Origin of the sequence: Pseudoalteromonas piscicida (genome assembly GCF_002208135.1) — a bacterium.
Lineage (GTDB): Bacteria > Pseudomonadota > Gammaproteobacteria > Enterobacterales > Alteromonadaceae > Pseudoalteromonas > Pseudoalteromonas piscicida_A.
Genome location: NZ_CP021647.1, coordinates 932,573 through 949,575, shown reverse-complemented (window position 1 = coordinate 949,575; position 17,003 = coordinate 932,573). Strand labels below are relative to the sequence as shown.

At 41.2% G+C, this 17,003-nt stretch carries 19 protein-coding genes and 1 pseudogene; 9 read left to right on the top strand and 11 right to left on the bottom strand.

All coding sequences use genetic code 11. The features are described from left to right. Positions 1–20: 20 nt before the first annotated feature. The 3 genes from B1L02_RS24840 to B1L02_RS22690 all read left to right on the top strand — a co-directional run bounded on the left by B1L02_RS24840 (position 21) and on the right by B1L02_RS22690 (position 974). Positions 21–233 carry a hypothetical protein gene (locus B1L02_RS24840; RefSeq protein WP_232003199.1) on the top strand — a complete coding sequence of 71 codons (213 nt, stop codon included), beginning with the start codon at positions 21–23 and terminating at the stop codon, positions 231–233. Between the two features lie 23 nt (positions 234–256). After that, on the top strand, positions 257–652 hold the full coding sequence (locus B1L02_RS24835; RefSeq protein ID WP_232003198.1) for a LysR substrate-binding domain-containing protein: 396 nt from the start codon (positions 257–259) through the stop codon (positions 650–652). Between the two features lie 88 nt (positions 653–740). Next, positions 741–974 (top strand): hypothetical protein, encoded by a 234-nt coding sequence (locus tag B1L02_RS22690; protein ID WP_010369844.1) that lies wholly within the window; start codon positions 741–743, stop codon positions 972–974. A 113-nt stretch (positions 975–1,087) separates the two neighbouring features. Here B1L02_RS22690 and B1L02_RS22685 read toward each other — a convergent pair whose 3' ends face one another. From B1L02_RS22685 to B1L02_RS22660, 6 genes and pseudogenes are all read right to left on the bottom strand, one after another. Then, complete coding sequence (locus tag B1L02_RS22685) at positions 1,088–1,954, bottom strand: helix-turn-helix domain-containing protein (RefSeq protein WP_088532981.1); 867 nt, start codon at positions 1,952–1,954, stop codon at positions 1,088–1,090. Between the two features lie 59 nt (positions 1,955–2,013). Continuing rightward, positions 2,014–2,883 (bottom strand): helix-turn-helix domain-containing protein, encoded by an 870-nt coding sequence (locus B1L02_RS22680; RefSeq protein ID WP_088532980.1) that lies wholly within the window; start codon positions 2,881–2,883, stop codon positions 2,014–2,016. A gap of 44 nt (positions 2,884–2,927) precedes the next feature. Further along, positions 2,928–3,791: a helix-turn-helix domain-containing protein gene (locus B1L02_RS22675; RefSeq protein ID WP_088532979.1), complete on the bottom strand. Its 864-nt coding sequence runs from the start codon at positions 3,789–3,791 to the stop codon at positions 2,928–2,930. Between the two features lie 250 nt (positions 3,792–4,041). Continuing rightward, positions 4,042–4,662 carry a hypothetical protein gene (locus B1L02_RS22670; RefSeq protein WP_088532978.1) on the bottom strand — a complete coding sequence of 207 codons (621 nt, stop codon included), beginning with the start codon at positions 4,660–4,662 and terminating at the stop codon, positions 4,042–4,044. A gap of 313 nt (positions 4,663–4,975) precedes the next feature. Further along, positions 4,976–5,248: pseudogene (locus tag B1L02_RS22665) on the bottom strand (helix-turn-helix domain-containing protein); the annotation flags it as partial. 271 nt (positions 5,249–5,519) lie between these two features. Next, a complete protein-coding gene (locus tag B1L02_RS22660) occupies positions 5,520–6,395 on the bottom strand; it encodes a helix-turn-helix domain-containing protein (RefSeq protein WP_088532977.1) in 876 nt (291 codons plus the stop codon). A 467-nt stretch (positions 6,396–6,862) separates the two neighbouring features. Here B1L02_RS22660 and B1L02_RS22655 point away from each other — a divergent pair, with 467 nt between their 5' ends. From B1L02_RS22655 to corA, 4 genes are all read left to right on the top strand, one after another. Next, positions 6,863–7,723, top strand: coding sequence for an alpha/beta fold hydrolase (locus tag B1L02_RS22655; RefSeq protein WP_088532976.1), 861 nt, complete (start codon positions 6,863–6,865; stop codon positions 7,721–7,723). Between the two features lie 3 nt (positions 7,724–7,726). After that, positions 7,727–8,350, top strand: a complete 624-nt coding sequence (locus B1L02_RS22650) for a TetR/AcrR family transcriptional regulator (protein ID WP_029215706.1) — start codon at positions 7,727–7,729, stop codon at positions 8,348–8,350. Further along, positions 8,347–8,838: a GNAT family N-acetyltransferase gene (locus B1L02_RS22645; protein WP_088532975.1), complete on the top strand. Its 492-nt coding sequence runs from the start codon at positions 8,347–8,349 to the stop codon at positions 8,836–8,838. The genes B1L02_RS22650 and B1L02_RS22645 overlap by 4 nt, the downstream gene beginning before the upstream one ends. Before the next feature lie 85 nt (positions 8,839–8,923). Further along, the gene (gene corA, locus B1L02_RS22640) at positions 8,924–9,880 is read left to right on the top strand and encodes a magnesium/cobalt transporter CorA (protein WP_010603700.1); all 957 of its coding nucleotides are present in this window, start codon (positions 8,924–8,926) and stop codon (positions 9,878–9,880) included. A 12-nt stretch (positions 9,881–9,892) separates the two neighbouring features. Here corA and B1L02_RS22635 read toward each other — a convergent pair whose 3' ends face one another. Together B1L02_RS22635 and B1L02_RS22630 are read right to left on the bottom strand one after the other, a co-directional pair. Next, the gene (locus B1L02_RS22635) at positions 9,893–10,345 is read right to left on the bottom strand and encodes a GNAT family N-acetyltransferase (protein ID WP_088532974.1); all 453 of its coding nucleotides are present in this window, start codon (positions 10,343–10,345) and stop codon (positions 9,893–9,895) included. Between the two features lie 100 nt (positions 10,346–10,445). Continuing rightward, positions 10,446–11,798, bottom strand: a complete 1,353-nt coding sequence (locus tag B1L02_RS22630; RefSeq protein WP_088532973.1) for a YncE family protein — start codon at positions 11,796–11,798, stop codon at positions 10,446–10,448. A gap of 218 nt (positions 11,799–12,016) precedes the next feature. On the opposite strand from B1L02_RS22630, the gene B1L02_RS22625 reads away from it, so the two are divergent. Next, positions 12,017–12,622: a LysE family translocator gene (locus tag B1L02_RS22625; protein ID WP_088532972.1), complete on the top strand. Its 606-nt coding sequence runs from the start codon at positions 12,017–12,019 to the stop codon at positions 12,620–12,622. Between the two features lie 106 nt (positions 12,623–12,728). On the opposite strand, the gene B1L02_RS22620 is transcribed toward B1L02_RS22625, so the two are convergent. Further along, positions 12,729–12,887, bottom strand: a complete 159-nt coding sequence (locus B1L02_RS22620) for a YqaE/Pmp3 family membrane protein (RefSeq protein WP_010369885.1) — start codon at positions 12,885–12,887, stop codon at positions 12,729–12,731. Between the two features lie 102 nt (positions 12,888–12,989). Between B1L02_RS22620 and B1L02_RS22615 the strand changes: the two genes are divergently transcribed. Next, on the top strand, positions 12,990–13,430 hold the full coding sequence (locus B1L02_RS22615) for an MgtC/SapB family protein (protein ID WP_088532971.1): 441 nt from the start codon (positions 12,990–12,992) through the stop codon (positions 13,428–13,430). Positions 13,431–13,821: 391 nt separating this feature from the next. Here B1L02_RS22615 and B1L02_RS22605 read toward each other — a convergent pair whose 3' ends face one another. Both B1L02_RS22605 and B1L02_RS22600 read right to left on the bottom strand, forming a co-directional pair. Further along, the gene (locus B1L02_RS22605) at positions 13,822–15,528 is read right to left on the bottom strand and encodes an alkaline phosphatase D family protein (protein WP_088532969.1); all 1,707 of its coding nucleotides are present in this window, start codon (positions 15,526–15,528) and stop codon (positions 13,822–13,824) included. Positions 15,529–15,696: 168 nt separating this feature from the next. Then, positions 15,697–16,599 (bottom strand): LysR substrate-binding domain-containing protein, encoded by a 903-nt coding sequence (locus B1L02_RS22600; protein WP_088532968.1) that lies wholly within the window; start codon positions 16,597–16,599, stop codon positions 15,697–15,699. Positions 16,600–17,003 lie beyond the last annotated feature (404 nt).

Sequence of the window (17,003 nt, the reverse complement as noted above, 5' to 3'; positions counted from 1 at the left end):
TTCGAGCACGCTCCAACGCGGTGTTTGGCACACTAAATATTGCTGGCCCCGCGGAGTATTTAAGCTTTGTCTCCGGTCCACAAATCGCCAACTTATTGCAAGCAGGCAACATTAACGTGGTACTTCATATTGGCAATAAAATTAACATTTTCGACGCACTAATAAACGACACCGCCGACATCGCCATTGCCGCCTCTGCGCCAGACCCACAACCTTTGACTATCTCGTTCTAGATAAAGAACAACTGTGGCTAGTGATGAACCGTTTAGAGGGCCGAGAAATTCAAGACAGCGATATTACCGCCGACTTACTCTCAAGCTATAACGTCGTCACGTACGACCAAGACTTACCTTTGATTAGACAATACTTTGACCGTGTATTTAATGCGAGCTGCAACTCTAATGTGATCGCTATTTGTCCAGACATTAGAGCAATTGCTAACATCATTCGCTCTGGAATAGGTTACTCCGTCCTTCCCGATTATCTCTGCCGAGATCTCATAAAAGCAGGTGAACTGATCCAACTTGGCCCTGTAGGCCCCGAAAACAATATCTATTTGGTATGGAAAAAGGGCGCGTTAAAACACCCTCGCATTGCTTTTGCGAAAGATGTGATCTCCGCCTTTGCTAATATTAATTATCTTTCGAATTAAAAAGTTGTAAAAAAAATATTTTCCGCAGATTTCTGCTGAGAATTCCTGTTACCTTGCTGTAAATTAAAAGAGACGGGTTGGAACAACAATGGACTATCAAAGCCAATATCGTGACTTAACTATTTATTACGACGCACTAAAAAAAGCAACAAAGCAAAGTGAAGCGGTACCAGACACCACAGAAAAATGGCTGGCACTCGTAGAAACGACCTTATTTGAACTACAAGAGCTTGCCCATATGGAAAAGGCTTATATGCAAAAATCAAGAACGATGAATAACCTAATTGAGTTGGTGTATTCCAGCGCCCCAAGCATGGACTAGCAACTAAAGGTTATTGCTGTTGAGTTTTGCATTGACAAGAGTGCTACTACTAGCACTCTTTTTTCGCTAGAAATAAAGTGTACTCAGTTGTAGCTTCCACTTTTCATACACTGTTACAGGACATTTTCAGCTGCTCGCGATGTTTGATTACGTGCGATATAACCGATATAAAGTACCGTGACACACAGCAACATGGGCACCGATTTTAAGTAAGCAAAATAGTCATAAAAAAAGGTTACTTCCCAGAACACCTTTGCGGTTTCTTCGTTTATACCCATTCTATCTAGGTTACGGAGAAAGTTTTCCATCAAGGCCAGAAAGTCTACGAGAGCTAAAACAATTGCCAGGAAATATAATGGCCCTTCAGCATAGTTTTTCTCAAAGACAGAAGCCGATTTTCCCCGAGTTAAAATAACAGCTATCTCGATACGACGCTTGAGTAAAAAGAGCAATAGTAGGCTGAGAGAAAACTGAATTGAAAACGCAAATATATTTTCTATAAAGTAGCTTTCCACAACAGGGAAGATCGCGATGTGAAGCGTATATATCGCTACAATTGCAAGAAAGTAAGGCACGGCAAAACATAGCGTCAGTAGCTGACTATTTTTGTCTTTGTAAGAGTAAAAGAACAAAACTAACAATAAGATAAATAAAGTAGATTCAAAAATAATGACGCCAAAAGCCGATCCCAAGATAAGCGTAAGAATACTGCCTTTGTCCTTCATATTGTCAGGATATAGTCGTGAGAGTGCTTCGGTATCATCTAAAATATCGGCAAGCTTGACTCTGCAGAGATCGGCAAACTTCATTAACGTACCAAGCTTAAAAGAACTAACACCATTGAGGTAGTTGTCTAGCGTTCGCATGCTAATCCCGAGGTGCCGGCATATATCTTCTCGAGACATCCCACGTTTATGCTTTAGACCTTTTATTAATAGTCCTATGCGCTGGCTTACTTCGTACTCTTCTGGCGTTTGCATCGCCTCACTATCCTTTTATATTAAACTATCAATTAGTACTGAACCTGTTATTACTAAAGTTACAGTGTAACTCTAACATGTAGCGGAGCATTTCTTCGCGCGATAAACCCAACATAGAGTAAAGCAATGCAGAGAAAAATTGGGATTGCCTTGAGGTATTCGAAATAATCATAAAAGAATCTCACCTCCCAAAATACCTTTGCTGTTTCCTCATTAACCCCCAAGCGCTCTAAATTTCGAATAAAGTTTTCCATTAGAGCCAAAAAATCGATAAGTGCTAACGTCATTGCCAAAAGATAAATTGGGGCTTCTATACCATTTTTTTCGAATACAGGTGCAGATTTTCCCTGAGTTAAAAATACACTAATCGTCATTCTATGTTTAAGCAAAAACAGTAACATGAGACTAAGAGTTAACTGCAGTCCAAAAGCATAAATATTCTCGATATAATAGCTTTCAACCGCTGGGAAAATAATGAACTTCAAGAGATATGCGACAGCGACCTCAAGTGCATAAATAAAAAGGAAAATGCCTGTGATAGTTTGACTATTCTTATCTTTGTAACAGCAAAAAAACAAAAATAATAGAAGGAGGAATACGATAGATTCGAAAATAAGAAAATACCCAGCAATAGATCCCAAGATAAGCGTAAGAATACTGCCTTTGTCTTTCATATTGTCTGGATATAGTCGTGAGAGCGCTTCGGTATCATCCAAAATATCGGCGAGTTTAACTCTGCAGAGATCGGCAAACTTCATTAACGTACCAAGCTTGAAGGAACTAACACCATTAAGGTAGTTGTCTAGCGTTCGCATGCCAATCCCGAGGTGGCGGCATATATCTTCTCGCGACATCCCGCGTTTATGCTTTAGACCTTTTATTAGTAGCCCTATGCGCTGGCTTACTTCGTACTCTTCTGGCGTTTGCATCGCCCGCCACCTCCTTATTCCGTGATTTACTTATCGACTTATTTCTACGCGCTTTGGGGCTGCTGCGTATTTCTTTTCCGTGCGAGTATTCCTGCATAGAGGAGTACTAAACTAAGCAATAATGGTGCAGCCTTGAGATATCCAAAGTAATCATAAAAAAAGGTTAACTCCCAGAATAATTTAGCTTTTTCCTCATCCACTCCTAACCGATCTAGATTACGAATAAAGTTCTCTATTAACGCCAAAAAGTCTATAGCAACTAGCAGCGTAGCCAAAAAGTAGAGAGGAGTTTCAATAAGGCTTTTTTCGAAAACAGCTGCCGATTTGCCTCGAGTAATCAATACCGAGAACATCAGCCTGTACTTGAGCAGAAAGAGTAGTAACAGACTTAATGATAGGTGCTGTGAAAATGCATATACATTTTGCATATAATAGTTTTCAGCTGCAGGAAAAACGACATAGTTTAGCCAGTAGCCACCGATATTAGTTAGCACGTAGACCACAACAAAAATAGCAACTATGCATTGATTATTTTTATCTTTATGTGAGTAGCAAAGCAGTAAAATTAGTAAAACTAAGAAAACGGATTCAAAGAGCATAACGGAAGCGAAAGAACCCAAAAGCAATGTAAGAATACTGCCTTTGTCCTTCATATTGTCTGGATATAGTCGTGAGAGCGCTTCGGTATCATCTAAAATATCGGCAAGCTTGACTCTACAGAGGTCAGCAAACTTCATTAACGTACCAAGCTTGAAGGAACTAACACCATTGAGGTAGTTGTCTAGCGTTCGCATGCCAATCCCGAGGTGGCGGCATATATCTTCTCGCGACATCCCGCGTTTATGCTTTAGACCTTTTATTAGCAGCCCTATGCGTTGGCTTACCTCGTACTCTTCTGGCGTTTGCATCGCCCTACACTTCCCTTTAACCAAATCAAAAAATTAACCCAAACATTACATTTTGTTTAATATAAAGACAAGTGGAATCACACTTCTGTTATGAAATAGCGCACATATTCAAATAGGTAGCGACGATACACCTGTCACAATTACGCTTAAGATGATGAGGTAACATAATGTATTCTTTATCGTAAGGAGAAGTTAGAATATAGAAATAAGCGCAATATCGGAGATATATTACGCTTACTCAGATATCAGACTAGTTTTGAATTGGTTGTCTCTTGGTTCTTACGATTAAACCAATATAAAGAAGGAGCACACATAAAAATATTGGAACAGCCTTTAAATAAGCAAAGTAATCGAAGAAGAAGGTTACTTCCCAAAACACCTTTGCAGTTTCCTCATTAAGACCAAGTAGCTCTAAGTTACGAAGGAAGTTTTCCATTAATGCAGCGAAATCAATAAAAACCATTGTAAGAACCAGAAAATAAAGTGGCCCCTCTGCATAATTCTTTTCAAATACAGAAGCTGATTTTCCTTTGGTTAGTATCACAGCAATTGTCATTCTGTGCTTTAGTAGAAAAAGCATTAATAAACTAAGTGTAAGCTGAATAGAAAATGCGTAAATATTTTGTATAAAATAGCTTTCAACAAGCTGAAAAACCACTGTTTTAAGTATAAATAACGCCACAGCTGACACGGTAAATACAAATGTAAAACACAAAGTCAATAATTGACTATTTACATCATCCTTTGATAAAAGAACTAAGATAATTAATGCAATCGGAATCAAAAGTTCAAGGATCGTTACACTTACAAACGACACAGATACTGTGGCTACAATGCTAGTTAGCAAAGCTAAATTAAATAAACTTTTCATAACAAACCCTACACTTTAGGCTTTTCTTGTGTTGCAGAAGCCTGTTCATTCTTTGGACCGTTTCCCGTGCTCATGCCCGACCCTCCAAAAACTTGTTTACAGAGTGAACGTTTAAGTGTTGAGGTTTTGGGCTTCTTTCGACCCGTTGACAAAATCAGGCTAAATAAACTTTTCAAGATACACCTCAGCAATTCAACTTTTCTGGTGGAGAGGCTTTATGCTATCCCCTTTCCTCAAGCCCAAACCACCATAAACTTGTTTACACAATAAGTGACTAAGGGCTATTTTTATTGGCTTTTTCTGTGCAGCCTTCATTGTTCTTTTCCTCATGTTTTTCTCCATACAGGCCAGAGAGCTTATCTGTATCTTCTAAAATGTCTGATAACTTTACTTTACAGATTTCAGCAAACCGAAGCAATGTCCCTAGCTTAAAGGAGCTAGAGCCATTTAAATAGTTATCAAGGGTCCTGTCACCCACACCCAAACGCCGGCTAACCTCTTCTCGGGTCATCCCTTTCTTGCGCTTTAGCCCCCGTATCAGTCGGCCGATACGTTGGCTTACCTCGTATTCTTCTGGCGTCTGCATCGCCCCACCATATCTCTCAATCACCCCAACCAAGTTAACCAAAAGTTTACATCCAGTTAAATATAAAGACAAGTAGATGACAGTACTATTTTTAGGTGCACACTCGCAAAACAACCCAAAACAGAAACAAATTTATCATTATATTTGAATTTTTGGTATCAATCGATTTAAGCAACCCTCGCTAAATCTGCTTATTTGTTGTTTTGCAGACCATTAAAATCAATAATTAAAAACACACAGACTTCTCTATTTTTATGGGAAAATCTTCACATTATTGTGTAGGCGCAGCATTTGCTTTGTTTAAAACCTGCTTACGGCGCGCTGTTATTCCTGCGTATAAAACAAACATGCAGAGCAGATAAGGCACGGCCTTGATATAAGCAAAGTAATCATAAATAAAGGTCAGCTCCCAAAATGGTTTGGCAACTTCTTCATTTATACCTAAACACTCTAGGTTACGGATAAAGTTTTCCATCAATGCAGCAAAATCAATCAAAGCTAAAGTGCATGCGAGTGCATAAAGCGGCGCATCTACTTGGTTCTTCTCAAAAATGCTGGCTGAATTCCCTTTGGTAAACCACGCACCTAAAAACATTCTGTATTTGATCATTAGCGCCAACAGCAAACTCAGTAAAAGTTGAGTTGCAAAAGCATAGATATTTTCAATGTAATAGCTTTCAATAGCTGGGAAGACGACATAATTCAACCAGTACGCAACAACGATTTCTAACGAAAAAGCAAATATAAAAATTGCAACAATGCTTTGGCTATTCTTGTCATTACGCGCATAAAACAATAACAAAATAAGAAAAGCAAATAAGGTAAATTCAAGCACCATAACGCCGACAAAATAGCCCGTAAATAACAAAAAGATATTGCCTTTGTCTTTAATATTCTCTGGATACAAACGCTTCAGCGCCTCGGTATCATCCAAAATATCAGCCAGCTTTACCTTGCAAAGATCTGCAAACTTTAACAATGTCCCAAGTTTAAAAGAGCTCACTCCGTTTAAGTAATTGTCTAACGTGCGCGAGCCTATACCTAAACGTTTACAGACATCTTCTCGGGTCATACCTCTGATACGCTTTAACCCAAGTATTAACCTACCTATCCGCTGGCTTACCTCATATTCCTCTGGCGTTTGCATCTGTCCACCATTGCTTTACGTTAGCTCCCTTGAAATTAACCCAAACATTACATTTAGTTAAATATAAAGACAAGCTTCTCTCGATAAATTGCAATGAAAAAACAATAAAACACTCAATACTTCACCAACTTTACGTAATTTGAAACATTTTCATCGTTTTTCACGTTTAACCGCTCTTTAAAGACAAACCTTATTGAGGGTATGCCCCTCATAGCCGTGAGTAATCCGCAGCCGGCGTTTTAAAAAGATCGCTGGGTGTATCGCTGGGTAAACCAGCTCCTACGCGAGGTGTATCGCTGGGTAAACCAGCTCCTACGAGGAGGTGTATCGCTGGGTAAACCAGCTCCTACGCGGAGGTGTCGCAGGGTAAACCAGCTGCAACATTAAAAGGTGATTGTTATGCTTTACAAAAAAGTACAACTGTTCTATTTTAATAAAAGTACAAGTGTTCTTTTTTAGAGGTCAGGATGAAATTCAGCTACTTTAATGACAAAGACGGGTCGCTTATTACCAAGATAAGTCGGGGTGTCACAGGGCTTATGTGCACGCTTGCGCCACCTATTACTTCGAGGTTAGGTCAGGTACTACTGATGAGCCCGCATGGTAAGCGTCAATATCAGTTTAAAAATAAAAAACCCAATGGTGAGTTCAATATTCTTACCTCGCTCGGTCGCGTTCATGTAAACGTGTTTGGCCTTGGCCCGAAGACCGTCGTATTAAGTCATGGTTGGGCCGATAACAGCAGTTGCTTTGATACTTTGATCCCAGAACTCGTTGCAGCGGGATTTTGTGTTGTGGCGGTTGATCATGTTGGGCATGGACAATCTCATGGTAAGCAAGCCCATTTGCTGGCTTTTGTTGAGGCACTGGATACTTTGATTGAGAAGCTAGAAGCCGATCGCCATGATATCGTAGCTTTGGTGGGACATTCTATGGGCGCTGTGGCGCTGATGAACTTACCGGATTATCGCCTAGAAAATCGCGTGGTTATTAATGTTGCAACTCCCGTGCAGTTTTTTGAGCTGATGTTTGAGCGGGTCGCGCGGGCGGGCATTTCTGAAAAAATGCTACACCAAGTATTGGGCGCTATCACCACAAGATATGGCACGCATTGGCATTTGATCCGAGATAAATTCCACGACGGTGTACGTAAGTTTGAGCCGACATTTATTCACGATACCGAGGACCGATTTGCGCCATTTGAACACGTAGAGTCGCTTATCGCAGCCACTCCTGAACGTTTAATCCAAACCTCAGGCCTTGGACATCGCCGCATTTTAGGCGATACTGGCGTTATTCAACGTATTACTCAAAGAATAACTGCATAAGTGATGAACAAAGGCGAGAGAACGAGACAAACCATTTTAGAGCAAGGTATGCGCTTTAGTAGCCAATATGGCTTGATAGAAGTCACTATTGGTTCTATGGCAAAGCTTTGTGGCTTGTCTCGCAGCGGGCTTATCTCGCATTTTGACAGTAAAGAAGATATGCAGTTGGCGATCCTCGATTACTGTGAAGATCAATTTATGCTGCATGTCGTCGCACCGGCACGACACCAAGACCCCCTAGTACAACTCAAAATGCTCTTTTCTATATGGGCCGACTGGACTCGTGAACTATTTAATGAGCCACATTCAACTTGCCCGTTTATCAAAGCGTTGGTTGAGTTTAATTGCCATACAGACAGCCCTATTCATACCAAAGTTACCGAGCAACATAACCGATTATTTAGCTATATTAAGCATAAAATCGTGCAAGGGATAGAAAGCGGTATTTTTCATCCTGAGCTTGATGCGCAGTGCGCGGCGTATGAGCTATACAACTTGTATCTAGGCCATGCGATAGCGAAAAATACGGTACTAACAGAACATGCCAGCGAGTTGTTTAAACGTAATATTGAGCACTTACTTGAAAGTTACCAAGCTGATCCAAAAACACGGAGCGTATCTGCATGATTGAAATAATCTCTACTCCAACCCGCGATATTGTTGAGCAGCTTACTGAGCTATACATCGCGACCTTTTCAGCGCCACCACGCAATGAAGAAATAGACCAAGCAGCCATTCACTTGCTTATGAAAAAGGAAATCGAAGAAGGCGAAGTGCGTGTTATTTTTGATGACTCAACAAAGCAACTTATAGGCAGTTTGTCGCTAGTGCCAATCGCCCATTTTAAAGATAAGGCGCGCTTTGATCTTACGTCAGGCCTATATATTTCGAACTTTATGGTTGATGCGAATATTCGCGGCAAAGGAATTGGCAAGCAATTACTGCAAGACACCTTAGCCGCTACTCGCCAACCTATCCACACTCGTTGTCGAGTAGATGCCTTAGCAGTGAATCATTTATTTCAGCGCCATGGCTTTAAATTGATTGCTAATTATACAACAATCATGAATAACTCGGTTGCGGCGCGTAATATCTACACCTATCAAGCTGAATAATCTGCGGATAATACTTGGATTGTCATTGTTGATTAATACATTCACTCTTATACTTTGCCAAAGAGTCGTCGTGTAGAGTAATGAGATGCTGAGGTTTTTTTCGATTGAACACGGTGTAATTTCCGAAATGGAACCAAGCGCCGACACCCCGATTGAAATAGCAATCAAAAACGCCCATTGGATAGATACTATTAATCCCACTGAGGAGGAGCGAGTTGCCCTGGCAAACACGCTAAATATTACCCTTCCTGGTGCGGATGATGTAGAGGAAATTGAAGCCTCTTCGCGCTGTTTTATCGACAGCGAAGGTCTGCATGTACACGCTTTGTTTATGTCTCCCAATGACGGGCGTTTTAATACGGTGACCGTCGCCTGCTTATTACAAAAGAACTGCTTATTAACCATTCGCGATGACGAACTTGCAGATTTTAGATTGCTGCGACTGCGTGCGCGTAAAGGGCAAGTGGCGTGCGATAACCCAAAACAGCTATTAGTGACTTTGTTCGACCAAAAAGTCGAAAACCATGCGGATATGCTTGAGGATATGCACCACCAGCTTGAAAAGCTCAGTGCCTATGTGCTTGAGGAAGAAGACTCAGATCTAGAAGAAGCTGTTAGTCGTATTTCAAGGCTAGAAGATGCCAACGGTAAAGTGCGCTTATGTTTGATGGATACGCAGCGCAATATCTCGTTTTTAATGCGCCATGTGGGGGTGCAATCTGAGGAGCGAGAAACGCTACGGGAAGTCACACGAGATATCGAAACCCTAATGTCGCACTGCGCCTTTCTCTTCGATAAAGTGAATTTTTTGATGGACTCTACGCAGGGTTTTATCAATATCGAACAAAACCAAATTATTAAAACCTTCTCCATTGCCTCTGTCGTATTTTTGCCACCCACTGTGGTTGCCAGTGTGTATGGGATGAATTTTAATAATATGCCAGAGCTAAATTGGGCATGGGGCTATCCTTTTGCCATTGCTATTATGCTGCTCTCTGGTTTTGCTCCTTATTTATTCTTTAAACACAAAGGTTGGCTGTGATCTTTGGTCAATCTAGAGGTGTAGCTTCATTTCAAGCAGGCAAGGTGTAAATCCCGCTTTTTCATAAGCACGAATTGCAGCGGCGTTACTACTGTATACGTCAAGGTAAAAGTCGTTGACGTTATGGGTTTTACACCAAGCGATTAAGTGCTCCATGATCTCTTGATTCAAACCTTTACCACGATGCTCTGGTGTTACATACATAAAACCAAGATAACCATGCTGCGTATGCTGTAACTGCTGTTTAGATGCTCTTATCTGCACATATCCTGTAGCCACTATTTGCTCTGACACTTCACCGACAACCACTAACGTATTTGAACAGGTGAGTAATTTTTCAAGATCATAGTATTTGGCGTCTTGTGATTTGATTGTTGGGTTATAGGGTCGCTCCGCTTCAATCACTCGCTGTTCTAAGTCTAGAAGCGTGGTTAGGTCGTCGATAGTGGCCGGTCTAATTCTCATATTTTTTCCTTAAAAAAAAGCCACCTTAGCTTAACTAAGGTGGCAAAGCCACTATCTACAGTGTTAAAAATTGTCAGGGACTACATGAGTTAGCTAAGTATTAATGCTCGTGGGCTTCCTCCGCTGCAATACCAAGCCATACTAGTTTTTCTGGTACGTAATCTAGTTCAAACGTGTCTACCAGTTTGGCTTCTTCTAAATCAAACTTTTTAATTTGTTTTGCGATTGGGTCGCTCACATATACCGCTTGCTCTGAATGAGAAAATGTAATTTGGAAGCCGTGACCTTCTGGCATCGTAGTTAAATCAGCATCACTAACTTGTACTTCTCCTGCGGCTTCAAAATGGTGCTCGCCATCATGATCATGACCGGCAAAAATGCTGAGCTTACCTGCGGTATCCATCACCACAACATGCTCACCCGCAAAGCTAAATCCAAAGCTCGCAATGCGATAGTTATCACTTACTTGCCATTCAAGCTTCTCTATATGGCCATGCTCTGGATCAACCATCAGCACATCATTACCTGCTGATGCGATAAACTGCTCTGCATCATGGTGGCCTTTAAGGGTGCCAATTCGCTGCCCTTCAGCAAAGTAATCTGGATTGGCTAGTTTTACTGCACTAAAGCTTTCGCCTTGCTGAGTGATAAGCGCAACACCATCACCGCAACCAAATGCCACTGCTTCTTCATTTTGTGCACTGCCGTGAAGTGCTGGACAGCTTACGTTAAATACCTGCTCTTGATGAAAATGATCACCATGCGCATGATATAAACCAATTTGCGAAGGTAGAGAGGTTTCGGTTTGAGGATCTCTGATCGTGCTAATTAGAAATTCGCCTCGAGCTTGCGCCGCACCGTGCATGTATGTGTCGTAATGTAACGCAGCGACTTCGCTTTGCTCGCCGCTAATATGCGCTTCAGTGAACATTGCAGCACTGGCATTCTGTTGGCTGTCTTTGTCGCCATCTGAGAATACGGCAATACCAGACTCACCCACTGTAACGTGTGTTGGCTTCACTGATTCTAAATGAAACGAAGCAAGTGCAGGCGCCTCTTCATGAGTATGGTGATGGTCGCCATGCTCCTCTTCATATAAACCACCATCAATAAATTCTACTAAACCTTGGTCACGTTGTACCAAGACAGCAAAGCGGTGATTTTCAGAGCTATATACATATTTCGGATAGTGTGTAACGCCAATCGAGTCGAGAAGCGATTTATCCGCCGTTGAGTACACATTCACAACGTTACTTTCTGCGCTAGTGACTAATAGGCGACCATTTGCGTCTGTGATCGCATCTCCATGATCGTGATCATCATGACCATCGTCATCATTGCCATTATCTTGTGCTGGCGGGTCTACTTTTACGATTGTGTGTTCAGTACCACCACATGCAGAAAGAAGAATTGCGGAAATGGCAACTGCCAAAAGTTTACCTTTTAATACCATGAGAGAGATCCTATTTTTATTTATGTTATACCATAACTTTAGGTATGTTATCTTATAACAAAACTAAAAACAACACCTCGACTAATCACCTATTGACTATTTTGCACGCAAACTCAATAGTAAGGTATTAAATCCAATTGGCACTATCAGACAGAGGCTAAACTGCAGATAGTAAATGCCTTGATATAACACTCCGGCTGCATAAAAAGGACTACTTAATGGACTATTTGGTTGCTATCACTTTATTTGCAATTGCGTCTTCCGTAACACCTGGACCAAACAATATTATGGTAATGACGTCCGGTGTTAATTTTGGCTTAAAGAGGAGCATTCCGCTGTTAAGCGGTATTTGTGTGGGCTTTTCGATTATGCTTTTGCTGGTCGGCTTGGGTTTTGCGCAGCTTTTTGAGTTATTTCCTAGTTTGCACTTTATTTTAAAGTGCATTGGCGTCATTTATCTTCTATACCTTGCCTACCTTGTCGCAATGTCCTCGCCCACAGCAGATGCAGACTCAACCCCCCAACCTTTTTCGTTTTTAAAAGGCGCGCTATTTCAGTGGGTAAACGCAAAAGCATGGATTGTGGCAATAGGGGCCATTTCAACTTATACCTCCGCTGGCGCAGACTTTATGAGTCAAAACTTGATGATCACCACCGTCTTTCTACTGGTGTCATTTCCTTGTGTTGGTGTTTGGCTGGTGTTTGGTTCTTCACTTAAGCATGTGTTAAAAAATGAGCAAAGTCGTAGATGGTTTAATTTTGTGATGGCGGCATTACTTGTGCTTTCAGTAATGCCGATTGTGTTAGAGATCTTTGCAGGATAATACCTGTTGACTTAATTAAGTGACCACTTTTTAACGATTAAATCAAATAGATATTAGTACATACCCTGCAAAGTTTACCGTGTTATTGTTACTTGTTGTGTGCTTTTTACCGACGGGCGATCACCCACACTGCATGCACAATTCCCGGTATATAACCCAACAATGTCAGCAAAATATTTAACCAAAAAGCCCCGCCAAGACCGACTTGTAAGAACACGCCAAGTGGTGGAAGCAGAATTGCGATGATGATCCTCAATAAATCCATTGTTCTCTCCTAAAAGTTATAGACGCTTTTATTCTGCATGGGTTATGCCAACTCAAAGGAATGCCTTTTGCATTAACCCAATAACAGTATAGGAGATAAATAATGCCAGATTGGATTAATCTTGATTTAGCACTCATTTGGTATCACTTTTACCAAATTATTTTTGCGTTTTTACTTACGTTACCCTTAGCAATTAATAGAGAAAGTCGCTCCGATAGCGCTGGGCTTAGGACATTCCCTTTGGTCGCCATTTCCTGTTGTGCATTTATCTTAACAAGTATGGATGTCTTTGAGTCACATGAAGCGCAAGCGAGAGTAATGTATGGTGTCATTACTGGAATTGGTTTTATTGGTGGCGGCTCAATTGTAAAAAACGATAATTCCACACATGGTACGGCAACCGCAGCGGGTATTTGGTTAACCGGGGCAATAGGGATCTCAAGCGCATATCAACGATATGAAATCGCAATTGTATTGAGCGCGGTCGGCTTTATGGTATTTCGCTTACTTGAACCTTATAAAAAGCCTTCAAGCTCACAATAAACTTACATTGAACCCTTAGTTCTTTTGCTCGATACTTGGCGCTTGAGCTCCAACTTTTCGCCGAAGAAGTACTCATAAACTAAAACAGCGATAAAATAAAAGAATCCAAAAACGCTGATATCAATGAGCAATTTACCAAAATTGAAGGGGTCATCGAATAAAAAATATTCAAAATCAGTAAGATAAAAAACTAATTTAGTCAAAAAAAGTGCGGGTAAAAGTGAAATAACAAATTTCAAATTAATGTCCTTTTAATTTGCCTGAGGTACTATCCGAGGTGCAGTTTACCTGCTTTCTTCCTAGATTGCACGTAATATACATTTTATTTTGATAGTTTACAAAGAGTTACTACCTTATCAGCTAAGCACTTCGCTCAGCTGATAACGAAACATCAAAATTTGATAATAGTCGAAACCGCTTCCTCGTTTGCCGTTTCAATAGACATTTTCAGTTCACGATTTTGCCAATCAATATCTATCAAGCCGTAATTACTTCCCGATTTATTAATCAAATGGCGGTTAGATGTTGTCAACCTTGCGATGTCTTTGCTTATCACGCCAACTCGTCCGGTTGGAATACTGGCACCAGCTGGCGCGCAATTGCCCCACTCACCTTCGATGCCTTTTTGGCTATCATCCACTTGGGTATAACACCAAGGTTTATCGTTGTCTCGGGTGATACAACCTTGATAAGTTACACCTGCATATTTGAATGGTAATTGACATGCTTTGGCAAAATTGCCATCCCCTTTGTCGTCTGCGTAAATCGGCAACCTTAATGGATTTTCAATATGATAAGGCCAGTTTTGACCAAACCCCGATGCCGTCACTTCATAGACATTAACCGCTTGACCATATGTACTGCTTGCTGGAATTGTCTTTTGCAGAAGCTCTCCCCAATGCTGATCGCCAGACAAAAACACAACGGCTTTAGTCTTCCCTTCGTTCACCGATTTTTGTACTAACCTTAGCAAGCGCTCTCTTTGCGCAGGCATTTCAGCCCAAGACTCATAACTTGTCCCGGACATATTTGTCTCTTCTAATGACGCGATGGCAGCATTAAATGTTTTGCCGTCTCCATAAGCACAGTAGTTAGTTTTACTTCTGCCTTGATGTAGCGGGGGCAGCACTTGAATGCCGCTTGCAATAAGCTTGATTTCCGAAGGTTTTTGTAACTCTTGCTCAAGCCATTGCCACTGCGCCTCTCCCAATATGGTGCTACTTTCACCTTCACACGCACCGTAACTTGAAAAAGTGGGAGAGCGGAAGTAACGGGCATCCAATGTTATCACATGCGTGGTTTCGCCCGAGCCACCCAGCATTTTGGCTTCGTAAATACCAGCTTGACCATTTTGTCTTGGATCAGCCTTATCGACATCAAAGTGACGCAAGTATTCTTTCTGTGCATTTACTTTCTGTGGGTAATGTTTGCCTTCATTGTTCCAACCAAAATCATGGTCATCCCAAGTCGCCATCACTGGGATCTTAGCCTCTAAAAACTTGCGATACTCACTATTGTTCTTTTTATCATCGTACTTCTGGCGCATCACTGCCATATCGGTGGTATCTGCGTAAATATTGTCCCCTAACCAAAGAAACAGGTCCGGTTGTTGGCCAATAAGCTTAGCGAGCGCTTCGGGCATATCTCCTTTGGTTTTGAAACATGAGCCTAGCGCAACTCTATCTAATCGCTTACTTTGTAAGGGTTGAGTGTGAGCTAATAGCGCAGGCGGAGCTTCTGGTTGACACTCTTCCCAGCCGCCGTCCTCAACATAACACCAAGGTGCGGTGTGATTTCGGGTTGTACAGCCATAAAACTTTTCACCCTGATACTCCGATGGCGTTTTACACGCTTTTCCGGTTACCGTTTTGAACTCTGGGATGGTTTCTGTTCTGACATGACCCCATGTTGCACCTTCAATGCTTTGTTTTAAATAGCACCACTGTGAACCTGAATTATTTTTATCCGTCGTCCCTTGATACTGTGCGGCTAGATAGTTAAAAGTGGACTTACAAGACTCGTAGTGAACTTCGGGCTGCGCCTTGGCGACGCTGCTCATGAGCATCAACACAGCTGGCGTGAGAGTATAGGTTTTCATCGTTTCCTCGGTATTTGAATGTTGGCATCCTTGCTAGTTTTCCTTGCGGGAACGGAGTCTAATTCAGCAATGTTAAATTTTAGTTTAATATTTATTTCAGGTTCACATTTACTCCCGCATTAATGAAATAATACGAAAGTGGCTCAATGAATGAGCCATAACTAGGCTTTATGGCAAGTGGTTAATAAGCCAATCAATAAATACTTGGATCCGAACTCTTTTTGGTGAATAGGGATCAAATAACACATAGCGTTGCCATACCACAGGGTGAGGGATATCAAAAAGCTGCACAATAAGCCCAGCTTGTTGAAAGTCTAAAAATAGCTCTTTGGAAACGATTGCCACACCTTGGCCTTTAAGCGCTGCACTCAGTGCCATATCGTTAGAAGAGACTCGAGTGTGTGGGCCTTTGGCGCAAATACTTGAACCGCATATCCCTTGAGACTCAAACCATTGCTCCCAGCTTACTTTGTCATCGTCATGGTGAATAAGATTGCACCTTGCTAAATCATTCGGAGAGTTAATTTGCAGCGCTGCTTTGTAGCTTGGTGAGCAAACTGGATAGTTGCTATCTTCCCCCAGATATAACTGTTCAAGTCCGGCGGGGCACGCTAAACCTTGTTTGGTAGAAAACCGGATCGCAATATCAATATGGTTTAAACGAATGTCTTCAAAGTGATTCGAGCCAAGCACACGAATTTGGATATCTTCATGGGACTCGTAAAATGAGCATAGGTTAGGCATTAGCCATAAAGAACAAAATGACTGGGTTGACGTGATAGTTAAGCTACCGGCCAATTCTTGGGTTTGAATTTGATTTAATCCCCCAATAATGCGCTTAAACGCACTTTGAGTAGACATTAACAACACGTCTCCTGCCTCAGTTAAGTGCATATTACGGCCTTTTCTTACAAAAAGCTTAACTGCAAGTGCATTTTCCAGTTGCCGCATTTGTTGACTTACTGCCGCTTGCGTAATGTTCAATTCGAGTGCAGCTTGGGTGTAACTTTGGAGTCGAGCAGCACTCTCAAAACAGCGTAGTGCACTTAAGTGCCTTAACCTCTTATCCATAAGCTCAACTTATATTAATTGTAATTAACTATCGTTGGTATCCTGCCATATTTTGACCCAAGATACAGTCATAAATTACTAAACCTAAACTCAGGTTACTTAAAACCTCAGCAGGAGCGGCAATGAACGATTGCAAACCAAAACCAAAGTCACGGTTATTTCACTGGTTAACTATAATAGGGGCTTATCTGAAACTAGAGCACGCAGTAAAACATAAGTAGTTTCAATATGTGTGAACATAATCAAGTACGGTGGAGCCTGTTACAATTTTTGTTACACAAAAAGTCGACTAGCCCACCGCTACAATTTATTGATATTACTTAATATTTTAAATATTGATCGGATAGTAAACCTTTACCCACACTCTTTTTGCAACAAGTTTTGTTAAAGTAAATGGAACATTG